Source organism: Actimicrobium sp. CCC2.4 (assembly GCF_034347385.1).
In the GTDB taxonomy this organism is placed as follows: domain Bacteria; phylum Pseudomonadota; class Gammaproteobacteria; order Burkholderiales; family Burkholderiaceae_D; genus Actimicrobium.
Window position 1 is genome coordinate 1,541,106 of sequence record NZ_CP133777.1, and the last position, 22,865, is coordinate 1,563,970.

Genomic DNA, 22,865 nt, shown 5'->3' on the forward strand with positions numbered 1-22,865 from the left:
CCAACTTTTAGTTTGGAAATCATGGACAGCATCGACCTCGACGTACTCAAAACCTGTGACCAGTGGCTGCGTGACGGTCACCGTTGCGAACTCGTTACCGTGATCCGCACCTGGGGTTCCAGCCCGCGTCCGCAGGGCGCAACGCTGGCCATTTGTGATGACGGCCGGGTGGTCGGTTCGGTCTCCGGTGGCTGCATCGAAGACGACCTGATCGCGCGCGTGCGTAGCGAAGGCATTACCCGCACCGTGCCCGAAATCGTGACTTACGGCATCACCGCCGATGAAGCGCACCGCTTCGGCTTGCCCTGCGGCGGCACCATCGAACTGGCGCTGGAGCCCTTGTCGGCGCAAAGCCGGATCGGCGAATTGCTGGCACGGCTGGCACAACATGAACTGGTCGCGCGCCGGCTTGACCTGTCCAGTGGCGCGGTGGAATTGTCCCTCGCCGACGCCGGTGCAGGCCTGCTGCATAGCGCCACGGCATTGACGACGATTCACGGACCGCGCTGGCGCTTGCTGATCATCGGTGCCGGCCAGCTGTCGAGCTTTCTGGCGCAGATCGCACTCGGCATGGAGTACCACGTGACCGTCTGCGATCCGCGCGAAGAATACCGCGCCGGCTGGCAGGTGCACGGCGTCGAAGTGCAGCACATGATGCCGGACGACCTCGTCATGGCCATGCAGCTCGACAGTCGCAGTGCCGTTGTGGCCCTGACGCATGATCCGAAACTCGATGACCTGGCACTGATGGAAGCCCTGAAGTCCGAGGCGTTCTATGTCGGTGCCATTGGTTCGCGTGTCAACAATGCCAAGCGTCGCGAACGGCTGGCATTGTTCGATGTCACGCCGGCCCAGATCGACAAACTGCATGGCCCGATCGGGCTGTACATCGGCAGCAAGACACCGTCCGAGATCGCCATTTCCATCCTGGCCGAGCTCACTGCCGTCAAGAACGGTGTGCTATTGCCGGCCTCGGCACAGGTCGCCCAAGCCAAGCAGGATGCCGAAATACTGGCGTCGGCAGCGGCCTGCAGCATCGACTGACGACGTGACAACGCCCCGCCTGACGGTCTCGACAGCGCTGCTGCTGACCGTGCCACCGCTGATGTGGGCCGGCAATGCCATCGTCGGCAGGCTGGTGCACGAGATGGTGCCGCCGATGACGCTCAACCTGTTGCGCTGGGTGATTGCTTTCCTGATCCTGTTGCCGCTGGCCGGCTCCGTGCTGCGGCCCGTCAGTGCGCTCTGGCGCAGCTGGCGGCGCTTTGCGTTGCTGGGTTTGCTGGGCATCGGACTGTACAACTCGCTGCAATATCTGGCGCTGCAAAGCTCGACGCCCATCAACGTCACACTGGTGGCGGCCGGCATGCCGGTCTGGATGATGCTGGTTGGCGGGCTATTTTTTGGCGCGACCGTCAGACGCCGGCAAATGCTGGGAGCGGCGCTGTCGATTGCCGGCGTGCTGCTGGTGCTCAGTCGTGGCGACTGGCATCAGTTGCTGAGGTTGCAGCTGGTGCCGGGTGACCTGTTCATGATCGCCGCGACGATTGCCTGGTCGTTCTATAGCTGGCTGCTGATGGTGCCGGACGAACCGACAGAAATCCGCAGCAACTGGGCGGCATTCCTGCTGGCGCAAGTGAGTTTTGGTGTGGTCTGGTCGGGGCTGTTCACGACGATCGAATGGCGCATCAGCGAGCCGCACATCGCTATGAGCTGGACGCTGGCGGCGGCGGTACTGTTTGTCGCGGTCGGGCCGGCGCTCATTGCGTTTCGTTGCTGGGGTGCCGGCGTGCAGCGGGCCGGACCCACCGTAGCCGGATTTTTCAGCAACCTCACGCCGCTGTTTGCGGCGCTGATGTCATCGGTCTTTCTGGGGGAACTGCCGCATGTGTATCACTTTGCGGCGTTCGGGCTGATCGTCGGCGGCATTGTGCTGTCGTCGATGCGCTGACCGGTCTTTCAAACACTCAGGCCAGCGCTTCCTTGGCCGCCTGTTCCGGTGTCAGGCCATCGTAGAACTGGTCGGTGAACCACTCGACTTCGTCTTCGATATGTTCCTGTGCCTGCGCCAGTGTCGCGCCGCCGGCCACCAGAAAACCTTCGACTTCGGTGCACCACTGGATCAGTGCCAGCGTGTCGGGATCGAGTACTTCTTCTTTCTTGGCCATGGTGTTTCCTTGGTAATTGGGGAGGAGGGTTGCCGGATGAATTCGGCGTGCGTATTTTCTCATGGTTGCTTCCGGCCGGGCCAGAGATGACATGCCCCGGCATCCTTCCATATCGGCTGCTACAGGTGGCTAAGTGCGGAGGAAATTGCAACAGATACGCCCTTGTAAGGTGCTTTTTGCAATATTGCCAACGTGTAGCCCTATGTGGTTTGCCGTACGCAGTGCCGGACGGTGTGCATGCTATCTTGCGAATAGAAATTTCACCTCGAGGAGACACAATGAATGCAATCCGACTGCTGGGCGCAGCCCTGATTATTGCCGGCGTCCTGGGCCTCGCCTACGGCGGCTTCAGCTATACCAAGGAAACTCAGGCCGTAAAAATAGGACCGATGGAACTCAACGTAAAAGAAAAAAAAGACGTCAACATTCCGATGTGGGCCGGGATTGCCGCCATCGTGGCCGGTGGGTTGATGGTGGCAGCCGGCGGGAAAAAGGGCTGATGGCAGACTGAGGCTTGCCTCGAACGCAGCATTGTTCGGGTGAAATCGTCAGGCGAAGGCATACCGGCGAGATCGCCCGTCCGCCGCCGGTCCATCAGTACCGACGGTCTCGACCTGAATGATGTCTGATTGGCGAGGCGTGGCGGTAGCGCTGCGGTCTGTAATTGGCGCTACGATTTTTTGTGCAAGGTGTTCCGGGGCAAGGTGCGGGTGCCGGCGCGTGACGGATGGTCAGCCGTGCCGGCAATTAGGACGAAGTGCAAGACGACTTTTCACGTAAAATCCCGATTTGGCATTTTGCCTGCTGTTGTATCGGCACTTCGCTGCACCGGTACAGCGCCCGCCACCCACCGCACCATCACTGCCCGAGAAAACAATGAGCATCAAGTCCGACACATGGATCCGCCGCATGGCCGCCGAAACCGGCATGATCGAACCGTTCGAGCCGAACCAGGTGCGCGAAGCCAATGGCCAGAAAATCGTTTCCTACGGCACCTCGTCGTACGGCTACGACATCCGCTGCGCCGATGAATTCAAGATCTTCACCAACATCAACTCAACCATCGTCGACCCGAAGAACTTCGATGAAAAATCCTTCGTCGATATCAAGAGCGATGTCTGCATCATTCCGCCGAACTCATTTGCGCTGGCCCGGACGATGGAGTATTTCCGGATACCACGCAGCGTATTGACCATCTGCCTCGGTAAATCGACTTATGCGCGTTGCGGCATCATCGTCAACGTCACGCCGTTCGAGCCGGAATGGGAAGGCTACGTCACGCTGGAGTTTTCCAACACGACGCCATTGCCCGCCAAAATTTATGCCGGCGAAGGCTGCGCCCAGGTGCTGTTCTTCGAAGCCGATGAAGTCTGCGAGACCTCGTACAAGGACCGCAACGGCAAATACCAGGGACAGCGCGGCGTGACCTTGCCGAGGGCTTGACGCCGGCGATTGATCCACTACAAGTAGCAAGGTCGCGTGTGCGACACTTTGCCGCGCGCGTCTGTCCAAGTAGCTTTGTCAACTGTCCGGATAGGCAATGAAAGTACTTGAATACATCGGCCTCGATACCAACGCGGTCACTGCCGCCTATCGCAAGGTCGTGGCCGCCATCGAGCGCGATGATTTTTCGGCTGCGCAGGTCAAGAAACTGGTCAGCCTCAGTCACGGCAAGTTTTATCGCGCCAAGCTTGGCGACGCCGACCGCTTGCTGTTTTCGCTGGTGCGGCATGGCGAGCAGGTCTGTGCGCTGATGCTCGAAGTGATCCTCAATCACGACTATGACAAGTCCCGTTTCCTGCGCGGTGCGCGTGTCGACGAAGCGCGCATTCCGGATCTCGACATTCCCGAAGCACTGCGTGAGGCCCAACCGCTGCGCTATCTGCATCCCGATTCGCTCACTATCCATTTGCTCGACAAGCCGATCTCGTTCGATGCGGCGCAAGAAGACATTTACCGTCAGTCGCCGCCGCTGATCGTGGTCGGCAGCGCCGGCAGCGGCAAGACCGCGCTGACCCTCGAAAAACTCAAGCAGGTCAGCGGCGAGGTGCTGTATGTCACGCACTCGGCTTTCCTCGCCCGCAACGCCCGTGATCTGTATTACGCCAACGGCTACGAGCAGCCCGGCCAGGAAGCGATCTTTTTGTCGTACCGCGAATTCATCGAATCGATCCGGGTGCCGCCCGGACGCGACGCGCAATGGCGCGATTTTGCAGGCTGGTTCGAACGCGTGCGGGTCGGCTTCAAGGGCATCGATGCGCATCAGGCCTTCGAAGAAATCCGCGGTGTCATCACGGCCGGCAGCGCTGGCGTGCTCGATCGCGCAGCTTATCTGGCGCTGGGTGTCCGGCAGTCGATTTTCAGTGACGAGCAGCGCCCGGCGCTCTACGACCTGTTCGATAAATACCGCGTCTGGCTCGACGGGAGCGGCCTGTTCGATGTCAACCTGGTGGCGCAGCAATGGCAAGCGCTGGCCGCGCCGCGCTATGACTTCGTCGTCATTGACGAGGTGCAGGACCTGACCGCCGTGCAGCTCGCGCTGGTGTTGCGCACATTGAAGCAGCCCGGCCGGTTCCTGCTGTGCGGCGACTCGAACCAGATCGTCCATCCGAACTTTTTTTCGTGGGCTACCGTGCGCAGCGTGTTCTGGCACGATCCGGCGCTGGCCGAGCGCCAGGCGCTGCGCGTGCTGACCGCCAATTTCCGCAATGGCACCGAAGCCACCCGCGTGGCTAACCAGCTGCTGAAGATCAAGCAGCAGCGTTTCGGCTCGATCGACCGCGAGAGCAATTTCCTGGTCAGCAGTGTCGGCGGCACGACCGGGCAAGTCGCGCTGATGGCCGACAAGGACAACGTCAAGCGCGACCTCGATCGCCAGACCCGCCAGTCGACCCGCTTTGCGGTGCTGGTCATGCGCGATGAAGACAAGCCCGCTGCGCGCCAGCATTTCGGCACGCCCTTGCTGTTCTCCATCCATGAAGCCAAGGGGCTCGAGTACGACAACATCGTGCTGTACCGCTTTGTCTCGGATCATCGCGCCGAGTTTGCCGGCATCGCCGACGGCGTCGACAAGCAGGCGCTCGACATCGACACGCTGGACTACCGGCGTGCGCGCGACAAGACCGACAAGTCGTTGGAGGTCTATAAATTTTTCGTCAATGCGCTGTATGTGGCGCTGACGCGGGCGATCTCGAACCTGTATCTGGTCGAGTCCGATGTCTGCCATCCGTTGTTCGATCTACTCGACCTGGCCGCCGGCGGCGCGGTACAAGTCGAGGCCGGTCGCTCGTCGATGGAAGACTGGCAGAAGGAAGCGCACAAGCTCGAACTGCAAGGCAAGCAAGAGCAAGCCGAAGCGATCCGGCGCGACATCCTGCGTCAGGCTGCCGTGCCGTGGCCGGTCTTCGATACCGGCAAGACGCGCGAATTGATGGAGAAAGTCTTGCGTGACCACGTGCCCGGCAACAAGCAGCGTCAGCAGCTCTATGACATCGCTACCTGCTTCGATTTGCCGCTACTGGCGCAGTGGCTGGTGGTCGAGGCCAGGTTCGATGTGGCCAAAAATTTTGCGGCGCAACGCACCGCGTTGCAGGGCAAGAGCTATTCGCCGTATTTTACGAATCACATCAAGGACGTGCTGCGCCAGTGCGATCAGTACGGCGTTGATCACCGCCTGCCGCTGAACCAGACACCGCTGATGGTGGCAGCGATCGCCGGCAATATCGCGCTGGCCGGCGCCTTGCTCGACCGTGGTGCCGACCGCGAGGCCGTCGATCACTACGGCTGGAATGCGCTGCACTGGGCCATGCGCGAAGCCTTCCGCGACAAGGACTTCGCACGCGGCCCGTTCGCTGCCCTGTATGAATTGCTGGCACCATCCTCGATCGATGTCAGCAGCGGAGACCGGCTGGTGCGTATCGATCGGCATCTGGCCGAATATTTGCTGTTCCAGACGATGTGGGTGCTGTTTTCGTCGCGTTTTACGCAGCCCCAGCGGCGACGGTATGCGGCCTTCGAGTCGGCCGCCATCCTCGACGCGTGGCAGCACATGCCAGCCAACGTAGTCCGGCCCGAGCGCCGCCAGCGCCAGCATATTTCCAGTGTGCTGTCACGCAACGAAGTCGAGCGCGACTATGCCCACAACCGGGCCTTGTTCGTGCGGGTGATGCAGGGTTGGTACCAGTTCAATCCGCAGTTGCGGGTGCGCCGCAACCTGCAGGGCAGTGATACCTGGGTGCCGGTGTTCGAGGCCTTGAACCTGCCGCTGATTGGCGAGTTTGCCGCGCCGTTTCTGGCCGATCGCATCGCTGCCTATCTGCAGGCAGGCTGATCAGCACAACCTGATTAGCGTGTGCAGTCCGGTCAGCCTGAGCTCGCATAAAACAAGCCTGCGAGGCCGACTCCGCCCGGAGCCGGCTGGCCGGATCTACTTGCGCACGCAATCCACGAAGTAGCCGCGCTTGCCATCCACCTCGCGCGTCACCAGACCATGCACATCGGTCTCGAAGCCCGGAAACTTCTCATTGAAATCCCGCGCGAATTTCAGGTAATCGACGATGGTCTTGTTGAAGCGCTCGCCAGGAATCAGCAGAGGAATACCCGGCGGATAAGGCGTCAGCAGGATAGACGTGACACGACCTTCGAGTTCGTCGATCGGTACCCGGTCGATTTCGCGGTGCGCCATCATTGCAAACGCATCCGACGGTTTCATCGCCGGCTGCATGTCCGACAGATACATCTCGGTAGTCAGGCGCGCGATATCGTAGGCCTTGTAAAAATCATGGATCTGCTGGCACAAATCGCGCAGGCCGATGCGCTCGTAGCGTGGATTGGCTGCCGCAAATTCGGGCAGGATGCGCCACAGCGGCTGGTTTTTGTCATAGTCGTCCTTGAACTGCTGCAATGCGGTCAGCAGCGTGTTCCAGCGACCCTTGGTGATGCCGATCGTGAACATGATGAAGAACGAATACAGCCCGCACTTCTCGATGATCACGCCATGCTCGGCCAGGTACTTGGTGACGATCGACGCCGGGATGCCGGTCTCGCCGAACTTGCCGTCGAGCGACAGGCCCGGGTTGACGATGGTGGCCTTGATCGGGTCGAGCATGTTGAAGCCCGGCGCGAGGTTACCGAATCCATGCCAGTCGTCTTCGGCGCGGATCATCCAGTCGTCGCGCTCGCCGATGCCGTCTTCGGAAAAGGTGTCCGGTCCCCAGACCTGGAACCACCAGTCGTGGCCCCATTCGAGGTCGATCTTTTTCATCGCACGGCGGAAGTCCAGCGCTTCGAGAATGCTTTCCTCGACCAGCGCAGTACCGCCCGGTGCTTCCATCATCGCCGCCGCGACATCGAGCGAAGCGATGATCGAATATTGCGGTGAGGTCGAGGTGTGCATCAGGTAAGCCTCGTTGAAGGCATCCTGGTCGAGTTTCACGGATTCGGATTCGCGCACCAGGATTTGCGAGGCCTGTGACAGGCCGGCCAGCAACTTGTGCGTCGATTGCGTCGAAAAAATCATCGACTTCTTGGCGCGCGGGCGGTCCTTGCCGATCGCGTGCATGTCCTTGTAGAAGTCATGGAAGGTCGCATGCGGCAACCATGCTTCGTCAAAATGCAGCGTATCGATTTCGCCGTCAAGCATCTGCTTGAGGGTTTCGACGTTGTAGATCACGCCGTCGTAAGTCGATTGCGTGATGGTCAGGATGCGCGGTTTCTTGTTCTTGGCTTCGCGCGCAAACGGATTGGCTTCGATCTTCTTGCGGATGTTTTCCATCGTGAATTCCGACAGCGGAATCGGGCCGATGATGCCGAGGTGATTGCGCGTTGGCATCAGGAATACCGGGATCGCACCGGTCATGATGATCGCGTGCAGGATCGACTTGTGGCAGTTGCGATCGACCACGACGATGTCGCCCGGCGCGACCGTCGAATGCCAGACCATCTTGTTGCTGGTGCTGGTGCCGTTGGTGACGAAGTAGCAGTGGTCGGCATTGAAGATGCGTGCCGCGTTGCGTTCGCTGGCAGCGACCGGACCGGTATGGTCGAGCAGCTGGCCGAGTTCTTCGACAGCATTGCAGACGTCGGCGCGCAGCATGTTCTCGCCAAAAAATTGATGAAACATCTGGCCGATCGGCGACTTCAAAAATGCTACGCCGCCCGAGTGACCCGGGCAATGCCATGAGTACGAACCGTCATTGGCGTAATGCACCAACGCGCGGAAGAACGGGGGCGACAGGCCATCGAGGTAGGACTTGGCTTCGCGGATGATGTGGCGCGCGACGAATTCCGGTGTGTCTTCGAACATGTGGATGAAGCCGTGCAGTTCGCGCAGGATATCGTTGGGGATATGGCGCGAGGTGCGGGTTTCGCCGTACAGGTAAATCGGGATGTCGGCATTCTTGTGGCGGATTTCGGCGACGAAGGCGCGCAGCGATTTGAGCGCGTGGTCGGTTTCTTCGTGCGAACCGGCACCGAACTCTTCATCGTCGATGGAGAGGATAAAAGCAGAGGCACGTGATTGCTGTTGCGCGAACTGCGACAGGTCGCCGTAGCTGGTCACGCCGAGCACTTCCATGCCTTCTTTTTCCATCGCATCGGCGAGGGCGCGGATGCCCAGGCCGGAGGTGTTTTCAGAGCGGAAGTCCTCGTCGATGATGACGATAGGGAAGCGGAATTTCATGTGTTCTCCAGTGGCCGTATGGGTCACGCGGCAAGTGAGGCGCACCGCAGGTCGGGGTACGCCGTGAATCGGTAAATTGCCGACAAAATACGGGAACGCGAATTCTCGCAGAAATAGGACGATGGCGGGATGTCCGTTACGTGACATCGCGCCGTGCCGGACACCGGCTTAGTGCGCTGCGCCCAGCAAATGCGGGTACCAGGCCAGCACACCGAGACCAAGGCCGACAGCTGCAATGCCGTAGGCAAGATACTGCATCCAGCGCCGCCGCGTCAGCAGTGTGATTGCTGCCAGAGAAATTGCGATCTGCTCGGCCGTGGTGGCCAGGGCCCAGCGGTGGTGTTCATGCATTTGCGCTTCGGACTGCGCGTTGAAGTCGAGCGAGGCTGCTTCCAGTTTTTCGGCGGCTTTCTTGATCTCTTCTTTTTCGGATTTGTAGCGCGCAGCGTCTGCTTTGTACTTCTCGACGTTGACGCCCGGCAGCGACATCGCCAGTTCGGCCAGGTTTTGCTTGTTCGATTTGGCCTGGTAATAATTCCACTGATTCGAGGCTTCGGTTTTCTTGATGGCGGCATCGTTCTTGAGCATCGCCGCATTGTTCTGCGTGGCACCGCCCAGGTAGCCAAACAGCGCGCCGACCGTGGCCAGAATTGCCGTCATGACCGCGATGCGGCCCGAAAATTTGTCGCCGTCGTGACCGGCGTGTTCGACCGCGTGATCGTGGGGTCCGTGGACATGAAAACCGTCTGACATGATTAACCTTTCTGGCGTTGGTAAGTGACGAAGGCGAAATCGAATCCGTTCGATATCGACTGGTGGGGTTCGCGTGCGGTGGCAACCCATTCTGCCTGATCGATCGCCGGGAAGAACGCATCGCACTCAAAGCGCTGGTTGATTTCGGTAATGATCAAACGGTCAGCCAGCGGCAGCGCCAACCGGTAGATTTCTGCACCGCCGATGACGAAGACCTCGGCCGCCTGCGGCAAGTCCAGTGCCGCCTGCAGCGAGGCGACGGTCTCGACGCCTTCGTGCTGCCAGTCCGGGTTGCGGCTGATGACGATGTTGCGGCGGTTTGGTAGCGGCCGGCCGATCGACTCGAAGGTCTTGCGGCCCATCAGGATCGGATGGCCGGTGGTGGTGCGCTTGAAATGGGCCAGATCTTCCGGCAGTTTCCACGGCAACGTGTTGCGGATGCCGATGCCGCCGGCGTTATCGGTGGCGACAATCAGGGTCAGAGTAGTCATGGGGCGTCTGGGTTTCCGGCAGGCAAAGTGAGCGGGTCGCACGCGATGCGGGATCGCACGTGCCGCCGAATTATACCGGCGCACGCGCTCGTGGCAACTCTGCACTACGGGCGGCGATCTGTCGGTTAGTCCCCACGAATATCGATGTTGTTCATGCGATCTCGGTGGCCGGTTCGGTGTGGCAACCGAAGCGGACCGGAGCGGGTTACGGATGCATTACTTTCGGATGTTTTCGTCATCAATTCAACGGGGAGTCGTACGCATGAAAGTCAGTCAGAACGTCAAATCATGGACCATAGCCGCAGTGAGCGCGTTGCTCATTGCCGGATGCGGCGGTGGTGGTAGCAGCAACGACGGGGCGACATCACCCCCGGCCGGCGATGCGCCGCCGGCAGCCGCGGGCGCATCAGGTCGCGTCACCGGCACCGCCGTCGCCAGCGATACCGGCTTGCCACTCGGCAGCGTGCAAGTCCAGCTCGCCGGCAAAACCGTCCTCACGGCGGTCGATGGCAGTTTTAGCCAGGACGAGGTCGCCAGCGCTGAGCGGCTGGTCGTGCGTCTCGTGCGTGACGGTTACGCCGATGCCTACGCCACCACCGCGGTCACGGCCGGCGCGACCGCCAGCGTCACCGCCCGCATGACGCCCATTTCTGCCAGTGCCACGTTCGATAACAGTGCCGGTGCCACCGTGACCGACAGCACCAGTCCGGCCCGCGTTACGCTGCCACCTTCCAGCATCGTCGACGCTGTCACCGGCGCAGCGCCGCAAGGTGCCGTCACCGTCCGGCTCGCCGCCATCAACCCCGCCACCAATCCGGCCAACATGCCGGGGGACTACACGACCAGCGCCGGTTCGACGATCGAGAGTTTTGGTGCGTTGTCGGTGCAGTTGCGCGATGCTGCGGGCAAGTCGCTCAACCTCGCACCTGGTAAAACTGCGACGATCCGCATCCCGCTAGCGAGCCGCTCGGGTTTGCCGCCACCGACAATTCCGCTGTTTTATTTCAATGAGACGACCGGCTTGTGGGTCGAGGAGGGCGTGGCGACGCTGGCGGGGGTTGCACCGAATCAGTATTACGAAGGAAGCGTCAAGCATTTTACGGTTTGGAATGCCGACAAGGTGGCGGACACCATCTTCGTCAATGGGTGTGTGGCAAGCGCCGACGGCAAATTATTGAGCGGGGCTACCGTGCTCAGTAGCGGCATCGATTACTCTGGATCCACCACCGGCAACACCGATTCACAAGGAAAATTCCGAATCGCAATGCGTCGTAATGGGTTGGCCAGCATCGGTGCAACTTACCCGCGCTCATCGTTAGCGGTAAAGGCCGGGCCATCATCGACTGACATTACCTTGCCTGCCTGCCTGGAACTTCTTTCGCCCGGAGCTATTGTTCCCCCGTCATTTCTTGCATCGCCGGATTCGATCAGCGCACCCAACGGCACGCCAGTGGACTTCCGGGCAGTGATGGCAAATGGCGATACGGTTACCTATCAATGGTCACGCAACGGACGTCCGATTACTGGCGCTACCGAATCCAGATACCGTTTGCCTGCTGTTTCTCCAGCCGACGATAAGGCGCAATTTACTGTGACTGCGACCAATAAAGCGGGTTCTGTGACCAGCGCACCGGCAACCCTGACAGTGACCCCTGGCGTACCTCCTGCCGAGCTGTCGAAGCTGGTGAAATTGCTGCTTCAATCTTTTGATCTGGGGACAATGGTCTCTTCCCCGTCAAGCGAGTTTATCGACGGCGACGTCGTGGATAAAATGCGCTGGCTAAATCCTGCTCTCGCCTGCCGCACGGGCAGCGCTACCGGGTCATTCAATGGCCAGGCAATACCGGTTGGTACGGAGTTAGCCAGCGGTAGCAACCGTATTAGTGGCACCTTCAATGATTGTGCGGTTGTTAGCAATTCTGGTGTGGTGCTCAATGGCACTGCGAATATCAGCTATACGCTCGATGCCGGCTTGACCCGTTATAGCGATATCGGTGAAATCACCAACTTCCGCCTCAGGAAGGATGTGGGTACGCCGGATGCAACCGACCTGACGGGTAACGGCAGCGTGCAATTTGTGTCTACAAGGTCGCGTGCCACTGGGCCCACAGATTTTTTAGCCACGATGACGCCGGTTCCCGGCTCGACATTGCGCGATAACCTGACCGGTCAACTGACCCAATTTACCGGCGGGGATATCGTATTTTCGGGTTTCGTGAACGCGACAGGAGTAGTTCTGGAAGGCAGCACCGAGCATCGTAATGTCAGTTTTATCTTTGATGGTGTGCCCTACGTGGCAAACGGGACCTTATCGTTCAAGTCACCTGTGGGGGGGATCCCCAGTGGGTCCGGGCAGCTAAGCCTGATGCGCAACGGCTTCCAGGTCGGGCGGATTTTTGTCACGCCGGACGGCTATTTCGTCGAGATCAACGGCGTGGTGCAACGCTTCTGATCTAACTGGCTTATCCATAAAAAAAGCCACTGTCGCAATCCGCGCCAGGGGCTTTTTTTCATACCCGATTCACACCGCCACCGGTGCCTTGATATGCGCATCCGGCGTGTACCCCGTGATCTCGAAATCCTCAAACCGGTAATCAAAAATCGACGCCGGCTTGCGCTTGATGACCAGCGTCGGCAGCGCTTGCGGCGTGCGCGTCAATTGCAGATCGACCTGCTCCATGTGATTTGAATACAGGTGGCAATCGCCGCCGGTCCAGACAAAGTCGCCCACTTCCAGCCCGGCCTGCTGCGCCATCATGTGCGTGAGCAGCGCATACGACGCGATGTTGAATGGCACGCCCAGAAAGATATCGGCGCTGCGCTGATACAACTGGCACGACAGCTTGCCGTCGGCCACGTAGAACTGGAACAGCGCGTGGCAGGGCGGCAGTTTCATGTTCGGGATATCGGCGACGTTCCAGGCCGACACGATCATCCGGCGCGAATCGGGATTGGTCTTGATCTGCTCCATGACCTGCGTGATCTGGTCGATGTGGCTGCCGTCCGGCGTCGGCCACGAGCGCCATTGATAGCCATAGATCGGCCCGAGGTTGCCGTCGGCATCGGCCCAGTCATCCCAGATCGAGACGCCGTTTTCTTTCAGGTAGGCGATGTTGGTTGCGCCATTGAGAAACCAGATCAGTTCGTGCAGGATGGATTTCAGATGCAGCTTCTTGGTGGTCAGCAGCGGGAAGCCATCCTGCAGCGCAAAGCGCATCTGATGGCCGAACACCGAGCGTGTGCCGGTGCCGGTGCGGTCGGTTTTTTCGGTGCCATGTTGCTGGACATGGCGCATGAAGTCGAGGTATTGGCGCATCGGGGAAGCCTGGAAAAAGGATGCGTGATTGTAGCGCAAGCCTTGCTTGTTTCTTTTCGTTGGCGGAGCTGATTTTATGCTCTCTTTTTGATGGCGATTTGTCGCGCGTAGCACCTCGAATGCGGGTGGGCGGACCCGAACGGTCGGGAATACTCCGCCGTTTCATGCACGGATTGCAAACTCTCGCTCTGTTCACTCCTTGATCAAATTTCGGCCAGTAGGTGTCGCGCTTGTTAAAAGCCAACGCATAAATTTCATATCGATTTTTTTCTCTGGTTCATAGCTAATACGAGTTTCAGCATCTAATGCGATAACTTGTTTAATGGTGGAAACAATGCGTGAAAAATTTTCTACTTTGGCAGACAGTGATCGGTCGATTATTTTGACGTTCGCTGCATCGCGCAAAAATGTAGTGGCTTCTGCTACATATTTTTTAAGTTCGTCCATGGAGAGTTGTGACCCCATTTTTTTAGATAATTCTTCCGCTATGTGAAGTTGTCTTTCTTTCATTTCCTTGATCGTCATGACAGTGTCTGGATTATGAACGCCTGTGTTTTTGACTCCACTTTTTACTGTTAGAGATGCAATTTCCGGCTGTAACCTGATAGCAAGATCCATCCATTGTCTAGATTCTGTCTCCAAAAAATCAACATAGCCATGCGATTTCCATTCCACAATCTGTTGCACATCAACGGGCATTTCTCTTAATAGAAAATCGGCCAGGACAGGATCGCTCTTTGCGTTTTTTTGTAAATTTGAAAAATCTCGTAAATCAGGTACGATAATTAGTCGATCAAAGCAAGCTTGATTTTCAAGAATAATCTTGTTTTGGTTCGCTGGACTAGGTATCTTTAAAGTACGTGTTTTTAATGGTTGAGGTAGGCGTTTTTCATTAGAAATCGCAATTACTTTCGAAATTATTCTTTTTGCTTCCGCGTCGTCCAGAATGCTGTCATTGAAAAAAGGGGTATCAGCAATTTCGGAAAACTGAATACGCTGATGCGGCTCAGGAAGAAGCATCTTGTTGACAGCATCTGAATAGGCTAAGTTCACGGAATAAGTGCCGGGTTGATGTTGCACCTTATTATGGTCATCGCGAATAGTTGTGAGACGTTTATACAATCCATCCTTTGGAGCGACGTTATAACAATCTTCCGTGCCTGGGTAATAAGGTGCGGTGTCCGTGTTATAAAAAATTTCCTCATTTTTTTTAAAGCCGATACGGCCTTCGATGCCGTTCACTAGCGTTGCTCCTATTGTAAAGAGATCGCTTAGTTCGCTGAGTGGTCTCCCATTACGTGCTTCGGGTGACATGAAAATCGGTGTTCCTGCTATTTTCCTTCCGCCCTTTTTTTTCCAAAGACCTAGATCGATCAAAATAGGTTCGCCCGTCTTGGCATTAACTAAAAAATTTTCCGGTTTTATATCGTTATGTACAATCCCTGCCTTGCCCAGATGTTCAGTTACGGCAAGTAATTTTCGGCCGATGAACTGGTGTGCGCTATAGTATTCGGCGGTCGAGATTGCCCCTCCGTCCCATGCAGAACGCAGATCGGCAAATAATTTTTCACCGCTTGGTCCCGGGACTTTTTCCATTAACAATGTTCGTTTTGGACCATCGGCAGTCGGAATTATTGCAATGCCATACACATTCACCAAATTTGGATGCGGTCCCAATCTCGGGTTTTTATAGATGGTTTGATAGGCTTTCATTTCATCGGCAAGATCATCCTTGACTCTGCCATTACGACCTATCATTTTGTTTTTGCTTATTTTCCCGATAAAGGTGTCGCCATCTTTATTCGTAAATATAGACACACTACCAAAAGCGCCGTTTGCGATGTCAGCCGTCTTTAATGTGATTCCCCGAAATGATAATGTGCAGTCCGGATGGATGGGGCCCACGCCGGCTTCCCATTTGATATGATCTGATAAAGCAACGCGCAGTTCTGGCCTTATCGTGATAACGCTGTCAAAAATAAAGTCATCGATATTTTTTTTAAATTTATCGGTTTTCAGTTGTTTTATTTTTACGTCTTTATCGGAATTGTTGTCATTTTCAAAAATACTTTGTAATTCCTTGCTTATAGAAAGTTTTGATTTTTCTGTAAGAGCTGCAATATCAAGCTTTAAAGAGGCAATAGACTGCTCTGTAATATATTTTCTTTTGTTTAATAACTTATCAATATCCAAGGCGATGTCCGACGTTATTTTTTCCAAAAAGGCATCTTTTTTTTGGATCTTGCGAAATGGAATCTTTGACTGGTGCAAGCGTATGCTGCGGGATAGTGTTACTGAGTCCGATTGAAGGAATGTTTTTGAAAGAGTATCGGATTTTTTAGAATTCGGATTAATCTCCGTTGGGCTAGTTGAATGTCCTTCCATCGTGAATGAATTCGTCCCTGACGAACTGGCAGTAGCAGTACTCTTCATGTACGAGAGCGTCCCTGACGAACTGGCAGTAACAGTACTCTTCATGTACGAGAGCGTCCCTGACGAACTGGCAGTAGCAGTACTCTTCATGTACGAGAGCGTCTCTGACGAACTGACTGAAGGCATGATATTTGCAGATGTCTTTTTTTCGGCAGGATTTATTTTCGAGAAAAATTTTAATAAAGCCGTTGGTATATTTCCTCGGAAAGCGGAGAAATTTTTCTTGCCGCTTTGGTTCGCCATGCCAGACCTGTCTGGCGCTTCATTTTCTTTGCTGGCTTTTGGCGCGGCTTTACTCTTAAAAAAAACTGGGATGCTGAATTTGGTTAGGTTAAACATCGTTCATCTCTTTTCATGATTGGTCGTCGATGGTATCGAACAGGGCGGACACGCGCCGTAATGAAAAGTTGGTTTTGATGAATGAGCGCCGCGTGTTTATGTGTCTCGCGAACCCAACGAAGGTTCCGGACAGGGCCGACCCCCAATTAGCGGGGGCACTTTATTGGAGTTCGGAGATGCCGTCCAGGTATCTGCTGGCAGGCTGCCGGGCCTGATTGCCTCGCTACTCGTTACTCGTTCCACCCGCGCGAGCGCTCCACCGCCCGCCGCCACAGTCGCAAGCGCTCGTTGCGTTCATCACTGCCCATCGCCGGTTCGAAGCGGCGCTCCATTTGCCAGTGCGCGGCGATTTCTTCCTGCGAGTCCCAGAAGCCGACCGCCAGTCCTGCCAGATACGCGGCACCCAGCGCCGTGGTCTCGGTGACTACTGGCCTGACCACCGGCACGCCCAGGATGTCGGCCTGGAATTGCATCAGCAAGTCATTGCACGACGCGCCGCCGTCGACACGCAATTCAGTCAGCGCGATCAGCGCATCTTTCTGCATCGCCTCCAGCACATCGACGCTCTGGTAAGCGATGCTGTCGAGCGCAGCGCGGGCAATATGCGCGCTGGTACTGCCGCGCGTCATGCCGACGATGGTGCCGCGCGCATGGGCATCCCAGTACGGCGCACCCAGGCCCGAAAAGGCCGGCACGAACATCACGCCACCGGTATCCGGCACGCTGGCTGCGAGCGCTTCGACCTCGCACGAATGCTTGATGATGCCCAGCCCGTCGCGCAGCCACTGTACCGTGGCGCCGGCCATGAAGACGCTGCCTTCGAGCATGTAGTCGGTCCTGCCCGGCAAGCTGTCGCCACAGGTCCAGCCTATCGTGGTCAGCAAATTGTTATGCGACGAAATGACTTCCTGGCCGATGTTCATCAGCATGAAGCAGCCGGTGCCGTAGGTATTTTTTGCCATGCCCGGCTGATGGCAGGCCTGGCCGAAGGTAGCGGCTTGCTGGTCACCGGCGATGCCGGCAATCGGGATCGCCGCACCGAGCAGGTCGGCGCGGGTGGTGGCGACAACGCCGCTGCTGGGCATCACAGTCGGCAGCATGTTGCGCGGGATGTTCAGTAACGCCAGCAACTGGTCATCCCACTGCTGGGTGCGGATGTTGAACAGCAGCGTGCGCGAGGCATTGCTGGTGTCGGTCACGTGTTCGCCGCTCAGTTTGTAGACCAGCCAGCTGTCGACGGTGCCGAAGGCCAGTTCGCCACGTTCGGCGCGGGCGCGGGCACCGGGTACGTTGTCGAGCAACCAGGTCAGTTTGGTGCCTGAAAAATAGGCATCCAGAACCAGTCCGGTCTTGTGCTGAAAAATCCCGGCCTTGCCCTCGGCCTGCAGTTTTTCACAGAGTGCCGCATTGCGCCGGTCTTGCCACACGATGGCGTTGGCGATCGGCTCGCCGGTCTGGCGGTCCCAGACCACCGTGGTCTCACGCTGGTTGGTGATGCCGATGGCGGCGATGCGGTCGGCGCTGACATGGTGTTCGGCCATGACTTGCTGCATCACGGCCAGTTGCGTTTCCCAGAGCGTGTTGGCGTCGTGCTCGACCCAGCCGGGTTGCGGAAAAATCTGGCGGAATTCCTGTTGCGCCATGCCGCATAGCTTGCCGGCATGGTCGAACAGGATAGCGCGGGAACTGGTGGTCCCTTGATCGATGGCGAGGATGAATTCGGGTTTCATGCGAGCCTGTCTGTAATCGGTGTTGCGGTGGTCATGCCCGGGTGGGGATGACGGCGAGGTCGTCCGGTGTGCGCCGGGCGACCTCCTTGCAGGCTTACTTCACGCGACCTTCTTTCCACGCTTGCAGCAACTTCTCGTAGGCGATGGTTTCGCCCTTGGGCTTTTCATTGACCAGCTTTTTCCACGGGGCGTGATCATCCGACAGATACTTGGCCGGATCGCCTTTCGGGTTGAGCTTAGGCGGGCAGTGGGACATTCCGGCTCGTTCGAGACGGGCCATGATCTGGTCCATTTCTTCGGCCAGATTATCCATGGCAGCTTGCGGGGTTTTTTCACCGGTGACGGCGACAGCCACATTCTTCCACCACAGTTGCGCCATTTTCGGATAGTCCGGCACGTTATTGCCGGTCGGCGTCCACGCCACGCGGGCAGGGCTGCGATAGAACTCGATCAAACCACCGTACTTGGCGGCATTCTTCGTGAAGTACTCGCTACGGATATCCGAATCGCGCACGAAGGTCACCCCGACAATCGATTTTTTCAGCGAGACCGTCTTCGCATTGACGAACTGCGCATACAGCCAGGCTGCACTCATGCGATCCGGCGGTGTGGTCTTCAGGAAGGTCCATGAACCGACATCCTGATAGCCGTTCTGCATGCCTTCTTTCCAGTAAGGGCCATGCGGACCCGGTGCCATGCGCCACTTCGGTGACCCATCGGCATTGCTGACGGCTTCGGCCTTGGTCATCGGCGCGGTGAACGCGGTGTACCAGAAAATCTGCTGGGCGATTTCGCCCTGGCCAGGTACCGGGCCGGACTCCGAAAAGGTCATGCCATTGGCAACCGGTGGTGCGTATTTTTTCATCCATTCGATGTACTTGGTCAGCGCATACACGGCCGCCGGCGAATTGGTCGCGCCACCGCGCGACATCGAGGCACCGACCGGCGTGCATTTGTCGTCGGCGACACGGATGCCCCATTCATCGATCGGCATGCCGTTCGGCAAACCCTTGTCGGCGGCACCTGCCATCGACAGCCAGGCATCGGTGAAGCGCCAGCCCAGCGACGGATCTTTCTTGCCATAGTCCATGTGGCCATACACCTTGTGGCCGTCGAGTTCTTTCACGTCGTTGGTGAAGAAGGCCGCGATGTCTTCGTAGGCCGACCAGTTTTGCGGTACGCCGAGCTCATAGCCGTACTTGGCCTTGAACTTGGCCTGCAAATCCTTGCGCGCAAACCAGTCGGCACGGAACCAGTACAGGTTGGCGAATTGCTGGTCCGGCAGCTGGTACATCTTGCCGTCCGGCGCCGTCGTAAAACTGGTACCGATGAAGTCCTTCAGGTCCAGGCCCGGATTGGTGTAGGCCTTGCCGGCAGCGGCCATGTAATCGGTCAGCGCGATGGTCTGGCCATAGCGATAGTGCGTGCCGATCAGGTCCGAGTCATTGACCCAGCCGTCATAAATCGATTTGCCTGATTGCAGCGATGTCTGCATTTTTTCAACCACGTCGCCTTCCTGGATCACATCGTGGTTGACCTTGATGCCGGTGATTTCCTCGAAGGCCTTGGCCAGTACTTTGGATTCGTAGACATGGGTGTCGATGGTTTCCGACACCACATTGATTTCATTGACGCCCTTCGCTTTGAGCTTGGCGGCGGCATCAATGAACCATTTCATTTCTTCGAGCTGCTGTTTTTTGGTCAGCGTCGAGGGCTGGAATTCCTTGTTCACCCAGGATTCTGCTGCTTTCATGTCGGCCCATGAGGACCCGCTGAGCAGCATCGCCGCCATCGCGACGGCCGTTAATTTTATTTTCATTTCTGTCTCCAATTGAATCCTCGCCTGACTTGTTCCACCTGCCGCAGGCGAAGGCGACGGCAAGCGTTGAGGCAGCAGCCGACCCGCAGGTCAGCCCCAGCGCATCACGATCAACAACACGATAAAACTCAGTACGGTGCCCGGCCATTGCGCACCCGTGGTCAGCGCGGTCCAGCCCAGGTTGATATAGGCGGCGCTCAGCAAGCCGATGAACAGGCGGTCGCCGCGTGTTGTGATCATCGGAATGAAACCCTTGCGTTCAATGGTCGGCGACTTGAGTTCCCAGATCGTCATCCCGGCCAGCATCAGGCCGACTGACACAAAGAAAATCGCCACCGGTGTGGTCCATGCCATCCAGGCAAATGCGTTACCCATATCAGACCCTCCCCATCGCAAAACCCTTGGCGATATAGTGCCGCACGAACCAGATCACCAGCGCGCCCGGCACGATGGTGAGCATGCCGGCAGCGGCCAGCGTGCCCCAGTCCATGCCGGAGGCCGAGACGGTGCGGGTCATGATGGCCGCGATCGGTTTGGCATTGATCGAGGTCAGCGTACGCGCCAGTAATAGTTCGACCCAGCTGAACATGAAGCAGAAGAACATCGTCACGCCAACGCCGGACTTGATCAGCGGCAGAAAAATCCGCACGAAGAAACGCGGAAAACTGTAGCCGTCGATGTAGGCGGTTTCGTCGATTTCTTTTGGCACGCCGGACATGAAACCTTCCAGAATCCAGACCGCCAGCGGCACATTGAACAGCATGTGTGCCAGTGCCACGGCCAGGTGCGTATCCATCAGGCCGACCGTCGAATAGAGCTGGAAGAACGGCAGCAGAAACACTGCCGGTGGCGTCATCCGGTTGGTCAGCAACCAGAAGAACAGGTGCTTGTCGCCCAAAAACGAATAGCGCGAAAAGGCATACGCTGCCGGCAATGCGACGGCCACCGACATCACCATGTTCATCAGCACATAGATGATCGAATTGAGATAGCCGCTGTACCAGGACGCATCGGTGAAGATGGTCTTGTAGTTGCCCAGTGTCAGCTCGCTTGGCCACAGCGTCATCACGCCAACGATCTCGTCGTTGGACTTCAGGGACATGTTGAGCATCCAGTAAATCGGCAGCAGCGACGGCAGTAGGTAGAACGCCAGCATGGCGCCGCTAATACGCTTGTTCATCATGATTTATCCCCTGTACCGGCACGCTGCATCCAGTTGTAAAGCACAAAGCAGAACAGCAGGATGATGAAAAAGTAGATCAGTGAAAAGGCTGCCGCTGGTCCGAGATCGAACTGGCCGACCGCTTTCTGGGTCAGGTATTGCGACAGGAACGTGGTCGCATTACCCGGTCCGCCGCCGGTCAGCACGAACGGTTCCGTGTAGATCATGAAGCTGTCCATGAAGCGCAACAGCACACCGATCATCAGCACGTTGCGCATTTTGGGTAGCTGGATGTAACGGAACACCGCCCAGCGCGATGCGCCATCGATGCGCGCGGCCTGGTAGTAGGCATCCGGAATAGAGCGCAGGCCGGCATAGCCGAGCAGCACCACCAGCGGCGTCCAGTGCCAGACATCCATTACCAGCACCGTGACCCACGCATCCATCGAATTGCCGGTGTAGTTGTAATCGATGCCGAGCTGGTTCACCACCACCCCGAGCAAGCCGATATCGCTGCGCGCAAAAATTTGCCAGATGGTGCCGACCACGTTCCACGGGATCAGCAGGGGCAGGGCGATCAGCACCAGCGCGAGCGAGGCGCGCCAGCCGGTGGCCGGCATGGTCAGCGCGATCAGCACGCCGAGTGGCAATTCGATAGCCAGCACCGATAGCGAAAAAATGATCTGACGCAGCAGTGCGCCGTGCAGTTCGTCATCCTGCATGATGATCTTGAACCACTCGGTGCCGACGAAGACGCTACGGGTCGGACTGAGGATGTCCTGTACCGAATAATTGACCACTGTCATCAGCGGCAGGACAGCCGAAAATGCCACGCAGATCAGGACGGGCAAGACCAGCAGCCAGGCGCGGTTGTTATAGGTTTTCATGGTAGGCCACCCGTTTGTCGTTGACGTAAAACAGCGTGCGCTGCGGCGGAAACACCAGCCATGCGGGGGCACCGGCATCACCCGCGCTGACCGGTAATTTGGCGGCGATGATGTCGTGACCGAGCTCGAATTCGGCCAGGAAATGGGTGCCGAGGTTGCGCATCGAGCGCACCGTGGCAGGCAGCGCGTCGGCACGCGGCGCAGTCAGGCATTCGACAAATTCCGGTCGGATGCCGACGGTGGTTTTTCCTGGCGTCTGTGCCAGCCGGGCTTGCACCGTGGCTGGCAAAGGCACGCGGTTACCGGCCAGTAGCGCGTGGCCATCACTGACTTCGCAGCGCATCAGGTTCATGCCGGGGTTGCCGATAAAGTAGGCGACAAAGGTATGGTCGGGTTGCTCGAACAGGTCTTGCGCCGAGCCGATCTGCACCACTTCGCCTTGCGTCATCACGACCACTTGATCGGCAAAGGTCAGTGCCTCGACCTGATCATGCGTGACGTAGATCAGCGAGAGCTTGAGCTCGTGATGGATTTCCTTGAGCTTGCGGCGCAACAGCCATTTCAGGTGCGGGTCGATGACGGTGAGCGGTTCATCGAACAGCACGGCGGCGACATCGGGACGCACCAGTCCGCGTCCGAGCGAAATTTTTTGCTTGGCATCGACGGCCAGTCCGGCAGCGCGATGCTTGAGCTCAGGGGTCAGTTCCAGCATGTCGGCGATGTGCAGCACGCGCTGGCCGATGGCGGCCTCTTTCCAGCCGCGATTGCGCAGCGGAAAAGCCAGATTGTCGTACACCGTCATCGTGTCGTAGATCACCGGGAACTGGAATACCTGCGCGATGTTGCGCGCTTCCGGTGGCAGCTGCGTGACGTCCTTGCCATCGAACAGCACCTTGCCATGCGAGGGTTTGACCAGTCCGGAAATGATGTTGAGCAGCGTGGTCTTGCCGCAGCCCGATGGTCCGAGCAAGGCATACGCACCGCCGTCATCCCAGGTCATTGTCATCGGGCGCAAGGCGTAATCGCTCGGATTCTGCGGGTCCGGCAGGTAGGCGTGCGCCAGTTCCTGTAATTCGATGCGGGCCATG

19 protein-coding genes are annotated in these 22,865 nt (G+C 57.7%); 7 read left to right on the forward strand and 12 right to left on the reverse strand.

Going from position 1 to position 22,865, the window contains the following annotated elements:
- Nucleotides 1-21: 21 nt before the first annotated feature.
- Together RHM62_RS07195 and RHM62_RS07200 are read left to right on the forward strand one after the other, a co-directional pair.
- Nucleotides 22-1,044: an XdhC family protein gene (locus tag RHM62_RS07195; RefSeq protein WP_322124844.1), complete on the forward strand. Its 1,023-nt coding sequence runs from the start codon at nucleotides 22-24 to the stop codon at nucleotides 1,042-1,044.
- Complete coding sequence (locus tag RHM62_RS07200) at nucleotides 1,001-1,951, forward strand: DMT family transporter (RefSeq protein ID WP_322124845.1); 951 nt, start codon at nucleotides 1,001-1,003, stop codon at nucleotides 1,949-1,951. Before RHM62_RS07195 ends, RHM62_RS07200 begins: the two co-directional genes overlap by 44 nt.
- A 16-nt stretch (nucleotides 1,952-1,967) precedes the next feature.
- On the opposite strand, the gene RHM62_RS07205 is transcribed toward RHM62_RS07200, so the two are convergent.
- The gene (locus tag RHM62_RS07205) at nucleotides 1,968-2,168 is read right to left on the reverse strand and encodes a hypothetical protein (protein WP_009667100.1); all 201 of its coding nucleotides are present in this window, start codon (nucleotides 2,166-2,168) and stop codon (nucleotides 1,968-1,970) included.
- A gap of 278 nt (nucleotides 2,169-2,446) precedes the next feature.
- Between RHM62_RS07205 and RHM62_RS07210 the strand changes: the two genes are divergently transcribed.
- The 3 genes from RHM62_RS07210 to RHM62_RS07220 all read left to right on the forward strand — a co-directional run bounded on the left by RHM62_RS07210 (nucleotide 2,447) and on the right by RHM62_RS07220 (nucleotide 6,498).
- Nucleotides 2,447-2,668 (forward strand): hypothetical protein, encoded by a 222-nt coding sequence (locus RHM62_RS07210; RefSeq protein WP_322124846.1) that lies wholly within the window; start codon nucleotides 2,447-2,449, stop codon nucleotides 2,666-2,668.
- Nucleotides 2,669-3,044: 376 nt separating this feature from the next.
- Nucleotides 3,045-3,611, forward strand: coding sequence for a dCTP deaminase (gene dcd, locus RHM62_RS07215; protein ID WP_322124847.1), 567 nt, complete (start codon nucleotides 3,045-3,047; stop codon nucleotides 3,609-3,611).
- Nucleotides 3,612-3,708: 97 nt separating this feature from the next.
- Entirely contained in the window at nucleotides 3,709-6,498 is a 2,790-nt protein-coding gene (locus RHM62_RS07220) for an AAA family ATPase (protein WP_322124848.1), read from the forward strand.
- Nucleotides 6,499-6,594: 96 nt separating this feature from the next.
- On the opposite strand, the gene RHM62_RS07225 is transcribed toward RHM62_RS07220, so the two are convergent.
- From RHM62_RS07225 to RHM62_RS07235, 3 genes are all read right to left on the reverse strand, one after another.
- Nucleotides 6,595-8,847, reverse strand: coding sequence for an arginine/lysine/ornithine decarboxylase (locus RHM62_RS07225; protein WP_009665888.1), 2,253 nt, complete (start codon nucleotides 8,845-8,847; stop codon nucleotides 6,595-6,597).
- A 168-nt stretch (nucleotides 8,848-9,015) separates the two neighbouring features.
- On the reverse strand, nucleotides 9,016-9,600 hold the full coding sequence (locus tag RHM62_RS07230; protein WP_416172296.1) for a DUF4337 domain-containing protein: 585 nt from the start codon (nucleotides 9,598-9,600) through the stop codon (nucleotides 9,016-9,018).
- Nucleotides 9,601-9,602: 2 nt separating this feature from the next.
- Nucleotides 9,603-10,091: a dihydrofolate reductase gene (locus RHM62_RS07235; protein ID WP_322124849.1), complete on the reverse strand. Its 489-nt coding sequence runs from the start codon at nucleotides 10,089-10,091 to the stop codon at nucleotides 9,603-9,605.
- 262 nt (nucleotides 10,092-10,353) lie between these two features.
- Here RHM62_RS07235 and RHM62_RS07240 point away from each other — a divergent pair, with 262 nt between their 5' ends.
- Nucleotides 10,354-12,543, forward strand: a complete 2,190-nt coding sequence (locus RHM62_RS07240) for an immunoglobulin domain-containing protein (RefSeq protein ID WP_322124850.1) — start codon at nucleotides 10,354-10,356, stop codon at nucleotides 12,541-12,543.
- Nucleotides 12,544-12,612: 69 nt separating this feature from the next.
- Here the strand turns inward: RHM62_RS07240 and thyA are convergent, their stop codons facing one another.
- Both thyA and RHM62_RS07250 read right to left on the reverse strand, forming a co-directional pair.
- Entirely contained in the window at nucleotides 12,613-13,407 is a 795-nt protein-coding gene (gene thyA / locus RHM62_RS07245; RefSeq protein WP_322124851.1) for a thymidylate synthase, read from the reverse strand.
- A 192-nt stretch (nucleotides 13,408-13,599) separates the two neighbouring features.
- Entirely contained in the window at nucleotides 13,600-15,792 is a 2,193-nt protein-coding gene (locus RHM62_RS07250) for a protein kinase domain-containing protein (RefSeq protein ID WP_322124852.1), read from the reverse strand.
- A 1-nt stretch (nucleotide 15,793) separates the two neighbouring features.
- Between RHM62_RS07250 and RHM62_RS07255 the strand changes: the two genes are divergently transcribed.
- On the forward strand, nucleotides 15,794-16,198 hold the full coding sequence (locus tag RHM62_RS07255) for a hypothetical protein (RefSeq protein WP_322124853.1): 405 nt from the start codon (nucleotides 15,794-15,796) through the stop codon (nucleotides 16,196-16,198).
- 211 nt (nucleotides 16,199-16,409) lie between these two features.
- Here the strand turns inward: RHM62_RS07255 and glpK are convergent, their stop codons facing one another.
- From glpK to RHM62_RS07285, 6 genes are all read right to left on the reverse strand, one after another.
- Entirely contained in the window at nucleotides 16,410-17,909 is a 1,500-nt protein-coding gene (glpK, locus tag RHM62_RS07260; protein WP_322124854.1) for a glycerol kinase GlpK, read from the reverse strand.
- Nucleotides 17,910-18,003: 94 nt separating this feature from the next.
- A complete protein-coding gene (locus RHM62_RS07265; RefSeq protein WP_322124855.1) occupies nucleotides 18,004-19,728 on the reverse strand; it encodes an ABC transporter substrate-binding protein in 1,725 nt (574 codons plus the stop codon).
- Between the two features lie 90 nt (nucleotides 19,729-19,818).
- Nucleotides 19,819-20,103 carry a DUF2160 domain-containing protein gene (locus RHM62_RS07270; RefSeq protein ID WP_322124856.1) on the reverse strand — a complete coding sequence of 95 codons (285 nt, stop codon included), beginning with the start codon at nucleotides 20,101-20,103 and terminating at the stop codon, nucleotides 19,819-19,821.
- Nucleotide 20,104: 1 nt separating this feature from the next.
- Nucleotides 20,105-20,911, reverse strand: coding sequence for a carbohydrate ABC transporter permease (locus RHM62_RS07275; protein ID WP_322124857.1), 807 nt, complete (start codon nucleotides 20,909-20,911; stop codon nucleotides 20,105-20,107).
- Nucleotides 20,908-21,777 (reverse strand): sugar ABC transporter permease, encoded by an 870-nt coding sequence (locus RHM62_RS07280; RefSeq protein WP_322124858.1) that lies wholly within the window; start codon nucleotides 21,775-21,777, stop codon nucleotides 20,908-20,910. Before RHM62_RS07280 ends, RHM62_RS07275 begins: the two co-directional genes overlap by 4 nt.
- Nucleotides 21,764-22,864 carry an ABC transporter ATP-binding protein gene (locus tag RHM62_RS07285; RefSeq protein ID WP_322124859.1) on the reverse strand — a complete coding sequence of 367 codons (1,101 nt, stop codon included), beginning with the start codon at nucleotides 22,862-22,864 and terminating at the stop codon, nucleotides 21,764-21,766. Before RHM62_RS07285 ends, RHM62_RS07280 begins: the two co-directional genes overlap by 14 nt.
- Nucleotide 22,865: the final 1 nt, after the last annotated feature.

Excerpts from the sequence above, each read along its gene's own strand:
- RHM62_RS07250 (WP_322124852.1), bottom strand. The coding sequence starts at position 15,792 with ATGGAAGGACATTCAACTAGCCCAACGGAGATTAATCCGAATTCTAAA.
- dcd (WP_322124847.1), top strand. The coding sequence starts at position 3,045 with ATGAGCATCAAGTCCGACACATGGATCCGCCGCATGGCCGCCGAAACC.
- RHM62_RS07200 (WP_322124845.1), top strand. The coding sequence starts at position 1,001 with ATGCCGAAATACTGGCGTCGGCAGCGGCCTGCAGCATCGACTGACGAC.
- RHM62_RS07225 (WP_009665888.1), bottom strand. The coding sequence starts at position 8,847 with ATGAAATTCCGCTTCCCTATCGTCATCATCGACGAGGACTTCCGCTCT.
- RHM62_RS07285 (WP_322124859.1), bottom strand. The coding sequence starts at position 22,864 with ATGGCCCGCATCGAATTACAGGAACTGGCGCACGCCTACCTGCCGGAC.
- glpK (WP_322124854.1), bottom strand. The coding sequence starts at position 17,909 with ATGAAACCCGAATTCATCCTCGCCATCGATCAAGGGACCACCAGTTCC.
- RHM62_RS07230 (WP_416172296.1), bottom strand. The coding sequence starts at position 9,600 with ATGTCAGACGGTTTTCATGTCCACGGACCCCACGATCACGCGGTCGAA.
- RHM62_RS07280 (WP_322124858.1), bottom strand. The coding sequence starts at position 21,777 with ATGAAAACCTATAACAACCGCGCCTGGCTGCTGGTCTTGCCCGTCCTG.
- RHM62_RS07275 (WP_322124857.1), bottom strand. The coding sequence starts at position 20,911 with ATGATGAACAAGCGTATTAGCGGCGCCATGCTGGCGTTCTACCTACTG.
- RHM62_RS07195 (WP_322124844.1), top strand. The coding sequence starts at position 22 with ATGGACAGCATCGACCTCGACGTACTCAAAACCTGTGACCAGTGGCTG.
- RHM62_RS07235 (WP_322124849.1), bottom strand. The coding sequence starts at position 10,091 with ATGACTACTCTGACCCTGATTGTCGCCACCGATAACGCCGGCGGCATC.
- RHM62_RS07220 (WP_322124848.1), top strand. The coding sequence starts at position 3,709 with ATGAAAGTACTTGAATACATCGGCCTCGATACCAACGCGGTCACTGCC.
- RHM62_RS07270 (WP_322124856.1), bottom strand. The coding sequence starts at position 20,103 with ATGGGTAACGCATTTGCCTGGATGGCATGGACCACACCGGTGGCGATT.
- RHM62_RS07240 (WP_322124850.1), top strand. The coding sequence starts at position 10,354 with ATGAAAGTCAGTCAGAACGTCAAATCATGGACCATAGCCGCAGTGAGC.
- RHM62_RS07210 (WP_322124846.1), top strand. The coding sequence starts at position 2,447 with ATGAATGCAATCCGACTGCTGGGCGCAGCCCTGATTATTGCCGGCGTC.
- thyA (WP_322124851.1), bottom strand. The coding sequence starts at position 13,407 with ATGCGCCAATACCTCGACTTCATGCGCCATGTCCAGCAACATGGCACC.
- RHM62_RS07265 (WP_322124855.1), bottom strand. The coding sequence starts at position 19,728 with ATGAAAATAAAATTAACGGCCGTCGCGATGGCGGCGATGCTGCTCAGC.
- RHM62_RS07205 (WP_009667100.1), bottom strand. The coding sequence starts at position 2,168 with ATGGCCAAGAAAGAAGAAGTACTCGATCCCGACACGCTGGCACTGATC.